This is a genomic window from Vibrio sp. ECSMB14106, assembly GCF_000972265.1.
Lineage (GTDB): Bacteria > Pseudomonadota > Gammaproteobacteria > Enterobacterales > Vibrionaceae > Vibrio > Vibrio kanaloae.
In genome coordinates this window covers 235,269-252,716 of sequence record NZ_LAUM01000004.1, presented here as the reverse complement: position 1 = coordinate 252,716, position 17,448 = coordinate 235,269, and the positions used below count along the sequence as shown (strand labels likewise).

Here is a 17,448-nt window from a genome sequence, read left to right as displayed (position 1 = left end):
AATGCAAATGATTCCATATAAATAAAAGGGTTTTGTGATATTCAACCTAAAAAGCCAGTGATCAATATGACTGGCTTTTTAGGTTTTCGATATTTTACTAAGCTGGATTCGTCTTGTTTGGCGAATAGTGCAAAATAGCCATTGAAGTTGGAGAGAGTAGCATTTCACCTTCTGCATGACCGAGTTTGACGTTTCGTAAGTTGGTATCACAGATAGTGGCCCAGCTTTGTTTACGGTCGTTAGGTAATGAAAAACGAGCTGGAGCATTGGTTTGGTTGATTAGATAAATCAATTCGTCTCCATCTTTACCAATACCTAGATGCAATGCCACTGAGCTTAAACGGTTCCAATCATCATGTCCCATTAAAGTGCCATCAACACGGCTCCAGAAGATACGGTTAGAGTTACGTTTCTCGCCACTGAATGCCTTAATAAATGGCACCATGTATTGTTGACGAGCGGAGATCATTTCCGATAGCCAAGTCTTGAAGTATGTCTTGCGCTCCGAGTCTTCCCAATTTAGCCAACTTGTCACACCGTCTTGACAGTAGGCGTTGTTGTTACCCTTTTGAGTATGAGATAACACGTCCGCTGTTAAAATATGGGGAATCCCAAAGGCAAACAGCAAGCTCGCCATGAAGTTTCGTTTCTGCTTTTCACGCGTCGCAATGACTAAGAGGTTTTCGGTTTCACCCTCTACACCATAGTTTTCAGAGCGATTGTCACCGTGTCCATCACGGTTATTCTCACCATTTTCTTCATTGTGCTTATGCTTGTAAGAGACAAGATCTTGCATGGTGAAGCCATCATGGTAAGTGATGTAGTTGACCGTTAATCTGTGTGGCCAATGCGCTGCACTGTAGATGTCACGCGACCCCATCAAGCGCGTTGCAAACTCTTTTAAGTAACCTTGGTCACCCCGCCAGAAGCTGCGTGTGATGTCTCTGAGCTTGTCGTTGCACTCATTCCAACCCATCGGAAAATTACCAACTTGGTAGCCATTGGGGCCGATATCCCACGGTTCTGCGATTAATTTGGTTTCTTTGAGTAACGGATCTTGAGCGACAGCTTTGAAGAAAGCAGCCTCTGGGTTGTAGTTGTCACCTTCGCGTCCTAGTGTTGCTGCCAAATCAAAACGGAAGCCGTCGACTTGGAATTCATTAACCCAGTAACGAAGCGTATCCATCACTAAGTTCAAGGCTGGTTGGTGAGTGAGGTCAACCGTATTGCCACAACCAGTGAAGTTCGCATAATGGCAGCCATGTTTGATGTAGTAGCGGCTATCTAGCGCTTTTAAGTTGAAGGTGGCACCGCCTTCACCGCCTTCAGCCGTGTGGTTGTATACAACGTCTAGAATAACTTCGATGCCATTTCGGTGCAGCTCACGAATCGTAGTCTTAAGTTCAGAGACTGCGTCTTTTTCTGCGTAGCGAGGGTCTGGCACCATAAACAAATAAGGGTTGTAACCCCAATAGTTCACCTTATCCATATCTAATAGGTGTGGTTCATGCATACACGCCGCAATAGGTAAAAGTTGTAGCGAGTTGATATTTTGCTGTTTGTAGAACGCGAGCATTTCAGGGCTAACTAACCCTAAGTAACGGCCTTTAGTATGTGTCGCGACTTCAGGGTGAAGCTTAGATAGGCCTTTTACATGGGTTTCGAAAAGAACGGTCTCTTCTCGACTAATACGCGGCTTGTCTACATCTTGCCAGTCGAAAGTGTCATCAATAACAACACATTTCGCCATCGAAAAGCTTTTTTCATTGGTATACGGTGTGGCGTAATCGAGCGGTTCGCTGATTGCTTTAGCGTAAGGATCTGAAAGTAAGATTGGACCATTTTCAGTTTCAGCAATGAAGCCGTATTTTTGTCCTGCTTTTATTCCGTCGATAAACACATATCGAATATCAGCGTATTCATTTTCCAACTTATAAGTGGTGAACTCATCGTTCTCGTCAAAGAGTGCGAGGGAAAGTGATTTACAGTCAGGAGAATAAATTGAGAAGTTGCAGCCAGTGTTACCTAGCGTTGCGCCTAGTGGATAAGGGCGAGCGAGCGTTCTAGTCATTGCTTGATTTCTTGTTCGTTTATCGACATCAGTGAACTATAAGTAAAAAGCTTTGTCACAATAAGGTCAAGCAACTTCACATAATAATAATTATTGTTAAAAAAATAATTAATCGATGAAGTTCAAATTATATATTTGAACTAGATCTCATTTAATATGAATAATTAGATCTGTGTGCTGTCTACTCCTCCTAAATTAAGTGATCTAACTCCTGTAAACACCATTCTGTATAATTTCTACTCCCTTCTCATCCCCCTTAATTTAGTTCAGGGCGGAGGAAGTAAAACTTGTCATCCCCTCTTAATATAAACTCCGTTGAAACGAATCAGGGGAAACCCTAAACCTCTCTATCTTACGTCCGCCATTACTGCCTTTGGTTGCCGCAAGAGAGCAAAAATATAAAAACCTAAAATAAATCGTCCTTAATGGAGTTAAGAATGAAAAAAGTAAGTTTAATTGCTGCTGCAGTGGCAACTACATTAGCTGCTGGCTCTGCGTTCGCTGTGGATTTTAATGGTTACATGCGTGCTGGTACAGGTATTAGTGGTAATGATGGTGGTGATGTTGCATTCATGAAGAACGGTATTGGCCGTCTAGGTAATGAAAGCGACAACTATTCTGAGTTTGGCTTAGCTGAAGAACTAAAAACTGGTGAGCAAACTTGGCGAGTTGAGTCGATGATTGCTTCTGGTGCTGATGGCGCAAATGGTTGGGAAGACGGCGACTTTAACGTCGCTCAGTTCGCTGTTAAAGCAAAAGGCGTTCTATCTTTTGATGAAGAAGCGACGCTTTGGGCTGGTAAAACATACTACCAACGTAAAGATATCCACATCACTGACTTCTACTTCCTAAATACATCAGGTACTGGTGGCGGTATTGAAAATATCTCGGTTGGTAACCAAAAACTTTCTTTAGCGATTATCCAAGACGGCGAAGATGAGAATGGCGCTGGATACATGGCTGATGCTCGCTTGGCTAATATCGGTCTATGGGAAGATGCTAGTTTAGAGCTTGGTGTTGTTTACAACTTCGGTACTGAAAACAAGAATGGTAAATACGATGGCGATGATGGCCTTCTAGCTACAGGTATTATCCATCAAAATATGAGCAATGGCTTTAACCAAACTGTTGTTCAGCTAGGTACTGCTGGTTACGGTGTTCAAATGGCTAACTTCTGGGGTTCAGGTGCGTACTATGATCGCTCTGGTGAGCAAGATGATGGTTTTGGTTACCGTATTCTGAACTGGGGTGTAATGAATCTAGGCGAATCTTGGGAAATGGGTCACCAACTTGCATACCTAGCAGGTTCTGACTTAGGTGTTGATAAGCATGATTCAAGCCAATACTCTATCGTGGCTCGTCCAATGTATAAGTGGAACGACACAATGCGTACTATCTTCGAAGCGGGCTATAACGCTGGTGAAGTAGATGACGTTGACTTTGGTGGCGCTAAATTTACTGTTGCTCAAGCATGGGCAATGGGTGATAGCTTCTGGGCTCGTCCTGAAATCCGTGTATACGGTAGCTACTTGATGGATCTAGAAGGTGATTCATTCGGTGAGGTTAAAGATGCAAACGGTGTTGTGACTGGTCAAGGTGCAGACAACGATTTCGTTGTTGGTATCCAAGTTGAAGCTTGGTGGTAAACACTTAGTGTAAAAAATCCTAAACTGTCCTAATTCATAGCCGGCTCGCGTCGGCTATTTTTTTAAGGAATGTACGATTAAGTTGATCGTTCCCTAGGTGAATAGTTCTCTTTGTGGTAATTAAAGTGAGTAAATTTCTTAAAAAAATAACAAGAAGGAAGGGTTATGTATTTTAAAGCTCTAATGTTGAGTGGCTGTGTTGCGTTGGCCGGTTGTCAATCTGCGCAAGTTGTCGAGCAAGTGCAAGTGGCACAAGCTGAACAAGTTAACTCTATTGCTGGTCTTCAATTTGCTCCGATGAAGCTGCCAAGTTCAGCTATTTTCGATGTGACACCCGATAGCCAAGTATTAAACTATCAAGGAATAAACAGCCCTGTAGTCGCGATTGAACTGCCTGCAAATCGCGGTGAGTACTCTATTAACATCACTAGTATAATTGGTGACACCGCATTTGTTCCTAATGCTGTCATCTATGACAAGAACGGTCGTGAGTTAGAGCATTATGGAAAAGAGAGCTTTGAGTACGCAAAACCAAGATTACACTTGGGGAACCGTTTGGTTGCTGAAAATGATTTTTACCCGCCAACAACGGCTGAATCGGTTTACTTAGTAATCTATACAGATCAAAACGATTTGGATGGTTTTACCGATGTGATTCATCCGGCTCGCTTAGATGCGGAAGGCCGTGGTAATTATTTACCTGAAGTGAAAGATATCCCGATTCCAAATGCGAACGTGGGTAAGATAGAAGTTACAATCGATAAAGCGAGCTTCTTCTCAATTGGTTCTAGCAGTGATTCTAATGCTAATCCAGCGGCAGCAGCCAAGGTTGAAACGGTTCAACCAGAAACGCAAACTTACTACCACAACGCGATTCAAACGGCAGTCGACGCAGACAATATTCCAAAAGCTCTAAGCTTATTAGATGAAGCAAAAGCACTTGGTATTGAAGGTGCACAAGAAGTGTTTGTCAAAGCCGTAAATAAAAAGTAGTCGAATAGTTCGTAAATACTGATTGATATAAAAGAGAAGGGCTCCTAGTAGGGAGCCTTTTTTATTGTTTGAGATAAATGAACAAGTATATATTCACCTAATTATTGAAATTAAAGTGACCACTGGCTTACGCATAATTATAAATAATCAATATAAGTGCAAGTTAGCAGTTATTCATAGCTCTGAGTCAATAGGTGGTGACGAAAATTACTTTCACCTCTTTCACTCATCTTGAGTAACTAGATACGAACTCTATAGACTAATAGCTACTCTAATTATTGATCTTAAATTATATTCATGATGTCCCCTCAGTTAAACTAAAAGTTCACTCCGAAGCCGCCATCCTTTCTACTAAGAACTAAGAACTAAGAACTAAGAACTAAGAACTAAGAACTAAGAAGGCTCGTTTATCACTTAACTCTGAGTATTTATCTATGATAGGCAAAGACCATTGTGTGGTGCATTTGGATTGGTATTTGTTGAGGATAAAAAAGGGAGACTGACGTCTCCCCAAAGGCTAGCTTTCGCTGGTTTATTATCTGTTTATTAGATTCTAAGCTTTTAGGCTTAATTCTTGATGACTGAAACCACGGCCTTATCTCCATTGTCATCTAGCTCGTGCGTCGCATTCAAGGTGAACGTGTAATCACCACTCTCCGCTACGCTCAATTGACAGTTACCGTCAGTACCTAGGTTGATTGAACCATCAGAAAGTTCAACAGAATCACAACCAAAGTTAGGTGTTTTCCAATCTGCATCCGCAAACTTGAAACCATAGTCTCCCGCTTCCAAAGTACCCGTTACAGAATAAACCCCATTAGCCACAAAGCTCATCGCCCAATCATCAGATGTGCCCCATCCATTCATGTCACCACGAACATACACGGTTGTTTGACCGTATGGTGGAATGCTAGACACATCTTTGCCTGAGTTATCAACTGGCAAGCCAACACCTTGTGCGTCACCTTGAGCTTGCACAAATACAGCGGTGGTTAATGCAGGTACGGTGAAGGTTTGAGCGGCAAAGCTTGCACCTTTCACTGTGTCGTCAGCCGAGTTTTGTTGAACGTCATGAAGTGTAAAGCCGGTTGCTCCTGTGATTTTGAATGATTGAGATTCATTAGTTGAGTTTACAACTGCCACAATCGCATCATTTGCAGGGTCGAGATCGTCGCCCGCAGACACACCATCATCGATCGACATGACAATCAGGCCTTCGACTTGATCTTCGCCAACGTTACGGAAGTCGACACGCTTCATAACTTCGTCAGCTGTGTCTAAGCGGAACAGTTCGCTTGAGCTACGAATTTTTAATAGCTCTAGGAATTGCTGTTTAGTCAGGTCAATGTCGTCTGCGTCTGGTTTAGCCGTACTGTCAGCAATGATAGTTTTGATCAGATCCCAGTTAGCACTATCTTTGTCTTCACGTGGCAAGCCGACGTTCCAGTTGTTGTCAGTACCATCGAACATGACGCGGTTGTACCAGTCACCAGAATCGTAAGAGTCACGCTGCATAGACTTAGAACGAAGTAGTTCAGAACCCATGTGGATGAATGGTATGCCTTGGCCCAACATCACAGTGGAGAGCGATACAGACTGCATACGCGCGCGGTTTGCAGAGCTCGTACCTGCAGCGATTTTGTAGGCGTTGTTATCCCAAAGCGTTTGGTTATCGTGTTTTGAAACGTAAGAGATGTTCTCTGACGGCACCTTGGTGTAACCAGCAGGTGCACCGTTATAGTCAACGTTTTTACCCAGTTTGGTATCGCCTTTGTAATCAATCAGCACGTATTCTGCGAGGTTACCTGCCATCCCTAAACGAACAAGATCTTGGTTATGTAAACGACCATTGATCGAATCTTGATCAACTTTGGTTTCTTCATTGGCAATAGCTGCGTTACCAAAGCCTTGGTTAAAGCGAAGTGGGTGGTTGCCCTCAGAGTCGATGCCACCATCGAACGGGCTACCACCACGTACGGCGTCACGCAAACGGTCTGAGAACGTGCCGATCTCTGTGCCTGCCATGTTGATTTGGTTTGCTTGGTCGAAGCGGGCATTGTTTGCTACTTCACCAAAGTCCCAACCTTCTCCATAGAACAAGGTATTCGGATCGATCTTACGCACTTCTTCCAATGCCTCTACCATTACGTCTTTTGGTTGGTGAGCCATTAAGTCAAAACGGAAACCATCTACTTTATAATCGTCAGCCCATACCTTGAGTGAGTCGACCATCAATTTACCCATCATTAGGTTTTCGGTCGCGGTGTTGTCACAACAGGTCGAGTTTTCCACGCCACCTGTGTTGACGTTAAGACGGTGATAGTACCCAGGGACAATCTTATCCAGTACCGACTTATCGTTCACACCAGACGCATTGGTGTGGTTGTATACCACGTCCATGATCAGCTTAAGATCCATGTCGTGCGTGGCTTTGACCATTTGACGGAATTCGAGAATACGCTGTGCACCGTTAGGGTTGGTCGCGTAACTTCCCTCAGGAACCGTGTAATGGAATGGGTCGTATCCCCAGTTGAAGCTATCAAGCATACGAAGGTCATTCATTAATGCTTGTGCGTCACCCGTTGAAGGGTCATAGCCATCGAGTACATCTTTAATGGTTTTGTTTTCATCTTCGTTACCACACAAAGCGGCAGCAGGTTTTACACCACATAGCTTACCAACGGTGTCAGTAATATCGACACGGCTCGCGGCATCTTCATCGACGGTAGCAATATCAAATGCCGGTAAGATATGCAGCGTGGTTAAACCCGCATCTTTCAGAGTTTGTAGGTGCTTGACCGACTCACGATCGGCTTCTGTAAGAGCGAGGTACTTGCCATTTAGGCTAGCTGTGCCGAGCTTATCGCTGAAGCTAAAGTCACGTAGGTGTGATTCGTAAAGTACGTGGTCTTCGTCTTTCTCTACGGTTGGTCGTTGGTAGTGGTCCCAGTTCACTGGTTTCAAGGTTGAATCATTCAGGTCAATCACTTGAGAGTATGCAGAGTTCTTCGACAAACTGAGAGAGTATGGGTCGGTTACAAGGCGAGTCTCGATGTTGCCTGTGGTTGGATGGTACACCTTCACTTGGTAACGATAGTAACTGTTGACTGCATTAGACACTGCGTCAGTCGCCCAAATACCCGTCTCAGTGTTTTCCGTCATTTGGAGCACTTGTGAACTTTGCAGATCTTCGCTGTATAGGACGAGCTCAACATCTTGCGCGGTTGGTGCCCAAAGCTTGAAGGTCGCTGCACTGCCTTCAACAATCGCGCCTAGTTCTTCACTCATCGCATTACCAGCATCTTCACTAGCAAATACCGCATCAAGTACACCAGCTTTTTGAACCTCAGTTGAAGAGATAACATCGCCATTAGCGTTGTAGGCAACAAGAATTATCTGAGATTTTAAGATGGTACGTAAAGTATTGTCGTCAACGTCAATAGCAAGGGCCGGTAAACTTGCAAGGTGGCGGAAACGTTCTTTTAATTCAGAAGATAGATCTCCGTCTTTGCTTAGTTCAATTGCAGTTCCGCCGACAATCTCTTTGTCATCGTTCATTGTGATGCTGTTGTCTAACGCATAGAAGAGTTTTACAGAATCAGTATTACTTGCCGCTTCCCAACCAATCGTGGTTGCATCTAGCCAGTGTGCTTTTTGACCATCAATATTGACTGGTTGTTCCGAGATCGGGTCGTAGTACAACTCGCTGCTGCCATGGAAACCGAATACACCTTGTGAATCGCCAAGCTTAGTTAACTCGACCTTCGAGTTCGCACTGCCAAATGCTTTTTCATCACCATTGTGCAAGATGAAGTTCATGCATTTGTGTGGGTCAGAGGCATCTGGGTCAACTTTCAATATGTAGTAGGCACCGTAGGTATCGCTGATACCGTCAAATTCATAAGGTGCTTCCCAGTTGGTTCCGGTTTCGCTTAACCCCATGCCGATTAAGTCTGTGCTAGTACAACCTTCGCCATTCCAAAGATGAAGACCCCAACCGTCGTAGGTCGAGTGAGACGCACTTGCGGCCGCGATATCACGTTTGTAGTAAACAACGACTTCGTTTTCGCCAGCTTTGTATAAGCCACTGCTGGCTGCGTCCGTACCGTTGTCGCTATTATTATCACTGCCACATCCCGCGATTAAAGTAGCAGTGAAGAGAGGTAAAATCGCTTTGGCCAAGGTAGATCGTTTGAAACGTCTTTTATTCAAAATATTGACCGTGTTATTGAGATTTATAGTTCTATTGTTCATGTTCACGTTTGATATCCATATGTCACTTTTAATTAGTTGGATATCGTAGTGTTTGTTATGGTCAGCTATTTGTGACCGCTATATATAAAGTTATTTTCAACGGGTAAATATAAGAAACTTAGTGAGCAAATCACAATTTGCGTCGGGTATTTCAAATTTTATTGGGTCGATAACACATAAAAAAGAAGTATATTATCAAGGGCGTAGAACCTAGGCGTAGGCAATAAGGGGGAGTACTCATCCTTCTTTGTGTGAGGTAATTATCACTATGTTAAGTGCTTATTTTTTAATAGGAATAAAGATCTTTAATATCGTTGGAAAATTATCCGTATAGATAAAGTGAGTATTTTGATTGAGTATCTTTATAATTGAGCCACTTTTATTAAAGCGGTATAGGGGTTTACTATGAGATTGCGAAGTCGAATAGTAAATGAGTAGTCTGTCTTAATCATCCTTATGACAATTGATAGGGCGTAATTGCTAGAGAATGTGAGCTGTTAGCCAAAAAGGGGTCGATGTTGTCTTCATCTATTCAAATCTCCATCACTTATCTGGTGATGGTAGCGGTGTCTGTGTTGTTTGTAAAAAGTTCGAAAGTACTATTAGTGTGGTATTTAGCTGTCGGAGTGGTGACGTTTTTTGTGTATGCAAAGGACAAGAAAGCGGCAATTAATGGCAATTGGCGTGTGCCAGAGAAAACTCTGCACACCTTCTCTTTTGCTGGTGGTTGGCTAGGGGCTTTGATTGCTCAAGATAAACTGCGTCATAAAACGAAAAAGCAGCCGTTCAGAGCGATTTATTGGCTAACAGTAGCAATGAATGTAGCGGCGTTTGTGTGGACGTTAACACCGAGCGGGCAGGCGATATTTGGTCGTTGGGTTAGTGAAATTACCGGGTTTCTTTAAAAACAATGATGGTTAGCAGCTGTGTGCTAACCATCAATAGCTATAGTGAGTCGATTAGAGCATTGGAATCGTTGATGCTAACAGCAAGCCCGCCATACCGTAATTAAAGCTTTTGATGCGTACTGGTGTTGTTAGCCAGTGTTGCAGTTGCTTGCCTGCTGCCGTCCAGAAGGTCACTGATGGTAAGTTAGCGAGAGTGAAAATAGCCGCGATGATCGCAAGCTCCCACCATGAACTGCCACTGCTGTAAACGGAAATGGCAGTCAACGCCATTGACCAACCTTTTGGATTCACCCACTGAAAACTTGCAGCGCCGATGAAGGTCATTGGCTTATAAGCTTCGGTACTTTTAGCTTTGCCACTCAATGCTATCTTAATCGCAAGGTACACGAGGTAAGCAAGACTTAGGTATTTCAAAATTTGGTGTGTCACTGGGTATGCATTGAAAATACCCATTAAGCCGAAACCTACCAATAACAACATCGCTGCAAACCCCAGAGCAATGCCAAGCATGTGCGGAATCGTACGTGCAAAGCCAACATTGGCACCTGATGTCATGAGCATGATGTTATTGGGACCTGGTGTGAAGGTCGAGACAAACGCAAACAAGGCAAGCGCGCTAAGTTGTTCTAAAGGCATTATGGTTCTCCAGCAATAAAATGAACGAAGGTGACTGACCGGTCATGACTTTCACGCGTTGAGAAATATAGTATGTGGAAAGTGAGGCAATTATGTGCTTTTATTATCTCTATTATCACTTAATGCACAATAATAATTAGCTATGGATAGATTTGACGAAAGGATATTGCAAGAACTTAAGTTGGACGGCAGAATCTCCAACATTGAGCTCTCTGAACGAATTGGTTTGTCGGCTTCAGCAACGCTCAGACGAGTACAAGATCTCGAACGTAAAGGTATCATTCAAGGTTACCGCGCGGTTTTGGATAACGGCCTGATGGGGGTGGGCTTTATTGCGTATGTTTCTATTGGGCTTTCTAGTCACAGCAAATCGGCTCAGTTAGAATTTGAACAGCACGTCAGTTTGGAAAAAGAGGTGGTGGAGTGCCACAATATTACCGGTGCGAATGAGTACTTGATCAGGGTAGAGACCAAAGATCTTCCAGCCTATAAAAAGTTTCATGCCAATGTACTTGGCGAGTGTGCTCAGGTTCAATCTATAACGACCATGGTGGTCATGGATACCCCTAAAGACGAACGTTAGTCGAGTTGTATGTCAGGAGAGGCGCAGTGCCCAATACTAATCAGTTGTTATTGTTCTTAGATGTGGTTCAACAAGGGTCGTTCACCAAAGCGGCAACCTTACATGATATGGATAACTCATCCCTCTCTAAACAGATTAAAAAGCTTGAGCAAGACTTAGGTGTGCAGCTGCTCAATCGTTCTACGCGCTCGTTTTCTTTAACGTCGGCGGGTGAAGATATTCTCGCGCAAACCTATGTGTTAAAAGATACCATCAATCAGATACAAGGCATTGCTGATTCCTATCAGTCTGAGCCTAAAGGTGTGCTACGAATTACGTCGCCGATCTATTTTGGTCAGCAATACCTGCAACCTATCATCACTCAGTTTATGAGAAGGTATCCTGATGTTCAGATTGTGCTGTCGCTAGACGACAAGATAGCCAACATTATTGCTGGTCAGTTTGATATCGCATTTCGCTTTAGCAAGCTTGTTGAATCAAATTTGATCGCAAAGAAGATTGCCGATAGTAACTTCATGCTGGTTGCGTCAAACGACTTTGTGAAAAAACATGGTGAGCCTAAGACGCCACAAGACTTGCTCGCGTTACCTGCTGTTATTTATACCAATGGCGATATGACGGTCGATCATCTAAGTATCAGCGAAGAGCCGCATGGTAACACTTTCCAAAGTCTAACGATTCGTGGCAATTATAAGGTGAGCGATGTCCGCACTATGGTGTCTTGCGTTAAAGATGGCTTAGGGTATGGCTTTGTTGACCAATCTAATCTGTACGCCTCAATGAAAGAGCTGGGCTTGGTCACCTTACTTCCTGATTACCCAATCTCAACGATAGATACGGCTATCTACGCTGTGTATCCGCACCGCAAGCAGACTAAACTGGTGAAAGAGTTCATCACTACAGTTCAAGACTATATTGGATCTCCAACGATTTGGGAGAAAATGCAGCAAGGTTAGTTGTATTTTAAATATATCAAACGTGAAAAAGGAGCCAGTTCGTCATACGATCTGGCTCCTTTTTATTATTCCCGCGAGAACCGATTTACAATGTAAAGTATAGCTATGACTGACGTGAACGGCTATTTGTATTCACAAATGTCTATCAATGAATCACGTCCTTTCCGCTCGGGTAGGCTTTTGAACCTGTGACATGACCGTCGACTTTTTTACCATAGTAACCTTGGTGATTGTGGTAACGCTTAGCATTGCCAGCAACATCCCCCTTATATCGAGGGTCTTGTGGACGTTCATGGCTGTTGACGAAAGCAGCCACATCCCATGCTTCCTGAATCGAAAGCTGTTGGCTCTTTCCAAGCGGCATGTTTTCGTAAATGAAGTATGCAGCCGTGTTTACGCGATGCATACCTGCGCCCCAGTTGAATGAGTTCTCGCCCCAAAGTGGTGGTAGATATGAGTGATCGTCTGCGCCTTTAATACCTTCACCATTTTGACCGTGACACGTCTGACAGCTCGCCTGGTAAACCTTTTCACCACGTGCTATTGATGGTTCTTTTTCAGGGTTATCGATCTTAGGGTAGCCACGACCTGCTAGCTTGCTGCGGTCATCGATTGGGTATTTGCTTAGCAGCTCCTCAGGAAGAGGGAAGCTTTCAGTTTTACCACCGACTTGTAAGTCTGCATCGCTTATCTCAGGAACGGGCGTATCTTGTAGGCCATTCTTGTCTAAGATTCCTCCCATGGTTAACCAGTATGAATAAGCTGTAAGTGCAACCATCTCTTTTGAATCAACTGCTGGTGGTAAGCCATTCATAGAGTAAGTGAAACAACCTTGGATCCGTTCCGCGTAGCTATTTACCTTATCGTTTTTCTTACGGTAAGCAGGGTAGGCCATGTATGCACCCCAAAGAGGCGCGGCATTTGGTTTCATGCCCGCTTGCATGTGGCAGTTTACACAGTTTTGTTCATTGCCAACGAACGTACCACGCATCTGCTGTGAGTCGACAAACAGCGAATAGCCCAGTTTGACTTTGTCACCAAATTCCCCTGCAGGAATATTGACTAAATCTCGTGGCACCAGATATTTGTTATCTTGAGGTTTCTCAACGGCTGGCAGTTCGGTTTGACGATCGGGCAATTCACCTTCGGCATAAGCGATTCCAGAGGCAAGGGTTGCGGTAATTAAGAGTAATGTTTTCATGCGAGCCCTTTAGTATCGGAAAGATGCGAAGTAGTAAGATAGGTTTTTGATTTCATCGTCGGTCAACTTGCCAGCGATATTGCCCATCATGTTCAAATCATCCCCCTTGCGAGTGCCGCTTTTCCAAGCGTTGAGCTGGGTTTGAATGTAGTCGGCGTGCTGGCTCGCTAGACGTGGGAACTTGTCTACGCCCATACCACTTGGCCCGTGACACGTAGCACACGCTGGAATGTTTCGATCCCAATCGCCTTGGAATACCAGCTTGCGATACGGGTTATCAATATCAGCCTGTGAGCCGCGCTGCTCTAAATCGGTGAATTCGTAAGAAGGTAATGATGCGAAGTACTCTGCAACTTCACGACGAATAGCAGGGTCGGATACACCATCCGCCATGCCTTTCATGATTGCACTTTGACGCTCGCCACTAGAAAACAAAATCAGTTGATGTTCGAGGTAATCAGCATTGAGCCCTGCAAGCATAGGGGCGATGTTGGGCATGCCTTTTCCATCAGCTTGGTGGCAGCCGCTGCAGGTTTCTGCGGCTTCTGGCATTGGATTAGGCGCGGCTTGTGCAAAACCAGCTAAAGAAAGGCTTCCTAAAGCTGCGATGCAAAGCGTTAAAGTTTGAGTTCTAATTTTCAGCTTAGTCATGAGGTGTCGCTATTGGTTATAATGCACGCATTTTCGGCATAATTGATTGTTGGCGCTATTGTGGATTTCCACATTAATTCATTAATAACTTGAGGTAAGTCTCACATTAATAACCTCACTTAACTTAGTGATAATAACTCAACCTAGCGGTAATGGTGTGAAGTCCGATTGGCTGATCCAATTACTGTTAATGAAACGCAAGGGAGCTGCCATGTTCGCCTCAGTGTCAATGTTTGTTAAGGCTCTTTTATGGCACCGATAGTGTAAGCATAGCCGCTTGATAGGGGCTGGCTAAAAAAGTTGTGGTGAAGTGAAGATTGCCTGCTTTCTATATAAAGGAGGGGAAAAGCAGAGCAACCCCTAAACGATGGATTGCTCTGTTGTACCCATAATTACGCATGAGTCGAGGCGTGTGTGGCCCAATGATGCGACCTTGTATAGATCGGCTTACACTTTGTAGATCCTAGCCGGAAGCGCTTGCCTTGCTGCTGCGCCCACAACCCAATCGAGCATGACGCCTTTGCCTTCTCTCGTCGGGTCAATCAAGCCTATATCATTGATGTTAACGCCATCGTTCGACTTCATTTTTACTGGTTGCTGCGTGTCACCAATCCAGTGTGCACGCTCACCGAGTTCTTTATGGCCAAAGCCGTGTTCAAAACCTAATGTGCCCGGCTTGATACCATCAATAACCATCGCCAATGCCTGTGTGGTTGAGCTCGGTGTTTCAATGGCAAATACGTCACCGGTTTTGATGCCTGCTGAAGAGGCGTCTTGTGGGTGAATGTAAACCGGGTTCACGCCTTTGATGGACTCTAAGCGTGGTGACAAGTTAGACACTGCACTGTGAATGTTGGATTTAAAGTTAGTCAGGGTGAACGGCCACTCTTTTACTGGGAACTGCTCTGCCAAAGGTGTGCCGTCTGCCAGCTTTTGTGGGTACCATGTCGGACAACCCATGTACTGTTCGCCACTAATGGTGTTGCGAGAGGTGCCAAGCTTTTCATTCCAGATAGCCAATGGTTTGGTCCATTTGTACTTCATGGTTTCACTGGTGTACGCATTGGTTGCGTCTTCAAAACGACCGCCACGCGCAAAGATATACGCCACTTTAAGCATCTCTTCTGGTTTGAGCGTTTTGTTCATCACGGGTACTAGGCGTTCTAAACCAGACCAAACGATATCTTCAGCATCGACATTCGGCACGCCGCCTTTTACGAATGCCAAGTTAGCCGCTGAGCGCAGGTAGAAATCTTCAGCGCTATGAATACCGTGCCAGTTACCTTGGCTATCTTTAATTACGTTGTCGCCAAAGCCACCTAAGCCAAGCGTTTTCGCCACATCAATAAAGAAATTCTCTAGGTTGATGGCGCGCCCGTCTTGAGTGCGTGAGGTTTTCGGTTCAACAATCGGCCAACGAGCGGTGATCGTTTTAGTTGCGACGCCATGCCACGGTGTGGCCATGCCCCAGCTTTCGTAGGTCACTGTGTCTGGCACGAGGTAATCCGATAACGCTGTGGTCTCATTGATGAAGGCATCGATAGAGACTATCAAGCCAAGCTGTTTTGGATCTTTAAGCTTCTCACCCAACAAGTTGTCTAAACCCGGAACCCCATAAAGTGGGTTCGCCATGTGGTTGATCCACGCTTTTGCTCGGTAGGGGTAGCCATCAATGGCAGCTGATAAGTGCTCAGTTAAAAGCGGCGCAGAGATTGGGTACCACGGCGCGCGTGTCGGGTAGGGTGATTCACCGGCTGCAATACGACGTTTGTATTCGCTGGTTTTGTGATACGGGAATTTACTGCGAGATAAGAACACGCCTTGAGGCTTAGTCTTACCCTTGAACTTAGTAAAGTCGTAACGAGGACCTGCGACCGAAGTTGGGTAGCCGCCCGCTTTCGCCATCGCACCGCCTTTTGCGTTGATGTTACCGATCAGCGCGTTCAACATTAAGATAGAGAACGAGTTGTAGAAGCCGTTGGTGTGCATGTTGCCACCGTGGGTATCGACAACGGCTTTCGTTCCGTAGCTAGTGAAGCGTTTTGCTAGTGCAATAATTTGGTCTTGCGGGATTTCACACTGCTCGCTGTAGTAAGCAAGGTCATATTTGAAGGCTTCTTCTTTCAACCTTTGTAGAGAAGACTTAACACGAACGGTCTGACCATCGATCTCTACGTCTTGATCGACAAACAGAGCTGCTTCATCTACTTGAATATGTGATGTTAATAGTGACGTTGTCACATCAAGCGTGATGAATCCGTCATCGTCAGATAGTGGTTCGCCCGTTTCTAGCAAACCAATATCCGATGTGCGAAGCATGCGCCCGTTTTGTGGGTGTGTTTCGTCGCTGATAACAAGGTGAGATGCATTACACCAGTGTGTGGTGCCAGCTTTCTGCATCGCTTGTGCGCTTGGGCGAGACAAGAAGTCGTGATTGTAGCGCTGGTTTTCGATGATCCATTGGATCATGCCCAAAACTAATGCTGAATCGGTGCCCGGCTTGATCGGCAGCCAGTTGTTGCGATCGCCCGCCGCGAGGCTTGATGACCCTGCAGGAAGGCTTGGTGTCACTATGGTGTAGCTTAGCTTTCCGTTCGTGCGAGCTTCAGCAAGTTGTCGTGCTTGACGCTTAAACGGGTTACCCGCTTGAGCCGGAGACATACCGATGAACAGAATGAACTCAGCGTTGTTGAAGTCGGGCTTTAAATGCGAGAACTTGTCTAGATCGTTCATGATTGCACCTGAACCTGCGCGGAACGCGTAACCACAGTAAGAGCCGTGGTGACCGAAGTTGCGAGTACCGTAACTGTTGAATGCAAAGCGCTTCAAGATATCGTCACGACCTTCATTACCGGCATTGGTCACAAGCAGTTGGTTGGCTTTTGGTCCGTATTCTGGGTTGTTCGGATCAAGTGGTGTTTCGATGTCGCGAATCGAACGCAATCCTTCCACTTCGCCTTCACCGAACAAGTCACCACCTTCGGTGATTTCAGAGATTAGCTGCTCGTAACTGATTGGCTCCCACTTGCCTTCACCACGCTTACCGACACGTTTGAGCGGTTGAGTGATTCGGTATGGGCTGTTTTGAATCTCTAACATACCGTTACCACGGGCGCAGGCAGTCGAGCGGTTATTGATACCCGATTCACCAGACAAGCCAATATAGGCGTCTTTTACAGGCGTTGTGAAGGGGATATGTTGGTCGTTTGATAGCGGATGATACGGGTTGCCCGAGATACGTAAGATCTCGTCATTACGATTATCGATCCGTACACGCAAGCCACACAGTGTCCAGCAACCAAAACACATAGAGGGTGCAACACGTTGGTTTGGATTTGGTGAGATCTTACCTTGTTCATCGACACTGTATTCCGTCTCTAATGAATTACCGTGGTGGATGTGGTTGGTTTTTTTACCCGCGGTGCCATCGATAGCACCGTGAACCATGTGTTTTGTGGTTGTCGCATAGCCTGCAGCAAAAGCTCCAACACCACCGGCAGCAAGGCCTGTTTTCAAAAATTGACGACGTTTGTTATCCATAATGATTCC

Annotated in this window: 11 protein-coding genes; 5 read left to right on the top strand and 6 right to left on the bottom strand. The window is 45.0% G+C overall.

Features of this window, described 5'->3' with window-relative positions; genetic code table 11:
• Positions 1 to 97: 97 nt before the first annotated feature.
• Complete coding sequence (gene glgX, locus WR49_RS04505; protein WP_046223214.1) at positions 98 to 2,071, bottom strand: glycogen debranching protein GlgX; 1,974 nt, start codon at positions 2,069 to 2,071, stop codon at positions 98 to 100.
• 437 nt (positions 2,072 to 2,508) lie between these two features.
• On the opposite strand from glgX, the gene lamB reads away from it, so the two are divergent.
• Positions 2,509 to 3,717 carry a maltoporin LamB gene (lamB, locus tag WR49_RS04500; RefSeq protein WP_017057851.1) on the top strand — a complete coding sequence of 403 codons (1,209 nt, stop codon included), beginning with the start codon at positions 2,509 to 2,511 and terminating at the stop codon, positions 3,715 to 3,717.
• Positions 3,718 to 3,882: 165 nt separating this feature from the next.
• Entirely contained in the window at positions 3,883 to 4,710 is an 828-nt protein-coding gene (locus tag WR49_RS04495) for a MalM family protein (RefSeq protein ID WP_017057852.1), read from the top strand.
• A 567-nt stretch (positions 4,711 to 5,277) separates the two neighbouring features.
• Here WR49_RS04495 and pulA read toward each other — a convergent pair.
• A complete protein-coding gene (gene pulA, locus WR49_RS04490; protein WP_156155660.1) occupies positions 5,278 to 8,925 on the bottom strand; it encodes a pullulanase-type alpha-1,6-glucosidase in 3,648 nt (1,215 codons plus the stop codon).
• A 554-nt stretch (positions 8,926 to 9,479) separates the two neighbouring features.
• Here pulA and WR49_RS04485 point away from each other — a divergent pair.
• Positions 9,480 to 9,869, top strand: a complete 390-nt coding sequence (locus WR49_RS04485; protein WP_046223213.1) for a DUF1294 domain-containing protein — start codon at positions 9,480 to 9,482, stop codon at positions 9,867 to 9,869.
• A 54-nt stretch (positions 9,870 to 9,923) separates the two neighbouring features.
• Here WR49_RS04485 and WR49_RS04480 read toward each other — a convergent pair whose 3' ends face one another.
• Positions 9,924 to 10,508, bottom strand: a complete 585-nt coding sequence (locus WR49_RS04480; protein WP_017057855.1) for a LysE family translocator — start codon at positions 10,506 to 10,508, stop codon at positions 9,924 to 9,926.
• 142 nt (positions 10,509 to 10,650) lie between these two features.
• On the opposite strand from WR49_RS04480, the gene WR49_RS04475 reads away from it, so the two are divergent.
• Positions 10,651 to 11,091, top strand: a complete 441-nt coding sequence (locus WR49_RS04475) for an Lrp/AsnC family transcriptional regulator (RefSeq protein WP_032547968.1) — start codon at positions 10,651 to 10,653, stop codon at positions 11,089 to 11,091.
• 26 nt (positions 11,092 to 11,117) lie between these two features.
• Entirely contained in the window at positions 11,118 to 12,047 is a 930-nt protein-coding gene (locus WR49_RS04470; protein ID WP_017057857.1) for a LysR family transcriptional regulator, read from the top strand.
• Positions 12,048 to 12,192: 145 nt separating this feature from the next.
• Here the strand turns inward: WR49_RS04470 and WR49_RS04465 are convergent, their stop codons facing one another.
• From WR49_RS04465 to WR49_RS04455, 3 genes are all read right to left on the bottom strand, one after another.
• Complete coding sequence (locus WR49_RS04465) at positions 12,193 to 13,248, bottom strand: c-type cytochrome (protein ID WP_046223212.1); 1,056 nt, start codon at positions 13,246 to 13,248, stop codon at positions 12,193 to 12,195.
• 9 nt (positions 13,249 to 13,257) lie between these two features.
• A complete protein-coding gene (locus tag WR49_RS04460) occupies positions 13,258 to 13,899 on the bottom strand; it encodes a c-type cytochrome (RefSeq protein ID WP_017057859.1) in 642 nt (213 codons plus the stop codon).
• A 447-nt stretch (positions 13,900 to 14,346) separates the two neighbouring features.
• The gene (locus WR49_RS04455) at positions 14,347 to 17,439 is read right to left on the bottom strand and encodes a tetrathionate reductase subunit A (protein WP_046223211.1); all 3,093 of its coding nucleotides are present in this window, start codon (positions 17,437 to 17,439) and stop codon (positions 14,347 to 14,349) included.
• Between the last annotated feature and the right edge of the window lie 9 nt (positions 17,440 to 17,448).